This window comes from Dietzia sp. HMSC21D01 (assembly GCF_001815995.1).
Taxonomy (GTDB): Bacteria; Actinomycetota; Actinomycetes; order Mycobacteriales; family Mycobacteriaceae; genus Dietzia; species Dietzia cinnamea.
Genome location: NZ_KV823759.1, coordinates 1 through 1018 on the forward strand (window position 1 = coordinate 1; position 1018 = coordinate 1018).

1 protein-coding gene is annotated in these 1018 nt (G+C 76.5%); it reads left to right on the forward strand.

Features of this window, described 5'->3' with window-relative positions; genetic code table 11:
* Positions 1-1018, forward strand: a 1018-nt coding sequence (locus tag HMPREF3086_RS03435) for an ABC transporter substrate-binding protein (protein WP_246830889.1), incomplete at both ends; no start/stop codon positions are given.

Genomic DNA, 1018 nt, shown 5'->3' on the forward strand with positions numbered 1-1018 from the left:
GGCGGGTGGGCCGGGCAGCGGGACCGGCGCCGGCCTCGGTACCGACGCCGGCGACCGCGTCGTCCTGGCCGACTCCGCGCCACTGGGCGAGTTCAACCCGGTCTCGGGATACGGCTCCACCGGAGTCTCCCCGCTGTACGAGGGCCTGCTACGCCCCTACGCCGCCGACGACGAACACCTGCCCGACCTCGTGCCGGCCCTGGCGGCGGCCGAGCCCGAGGTCAGCGCCGACGGCCTGACCTGGACCATCCGCCTCCGCGAGGGCGTGCGGTTCCACGACGGCAGCGCCCTGGACTCGAGCGACGTCGCCGCTACCTACCGCGCGGTCGTCGACCCCGCCTCGGGCTCGCCCATCGCCTCGGACTACACCTCCATCGCGGGCGTCGAGACCCCAGACCCGCTCACCGTGCGGTTCCGGCTCGACGCCCCCGACCCGGGCATGCCCGCCCGTCTCCTGCTGGGCATCGCTCCCTCCGAGCGGCTCGCGCCCGGGCCGGCGGCGGCGTCGACGCTCAACACCGATCCCGTCGGCACCGGGCCGTACCAGCTGGAGCGCCTGTCCCCGGGCGAGGCCGTCCTCACCGGCAACCCCGACCATCGCGACGGTGCGCCCGAGGTCGACACCCTCGTCCTGAAGTCGGTGCCGGACGAGAACGCCCGCGCCCAGATGGTCCTCACCGGGGAGGTCGACGGCACCGTCCTGCCGCCGACCCTCGCCTCCGGTCTCGCCGGCCGCGACGGCACGGAGCTGGTGTCGGTCAACTCGGCCGACTGGCGGGCCGTCGCGCTGCCCATGGCCCACCCGTTCACCGGCGACCCGGCGGTGCGCCGGGCGCTCGCGGCCGCCATCGACCGCCACTCCCTGGTCGAGCACGTCCTCGCCGGCCACGGCCGGCCCGCTTCCTCCCCCATCACCGACGCCTACCCCGAGCACGAGCCGGGCACCGACGCCGCAGTCGGCGCTGACTCCGACCCCGCCGCCCGGCAGGCCGACACCCGCGAGCTGCTCGCCGCGGCC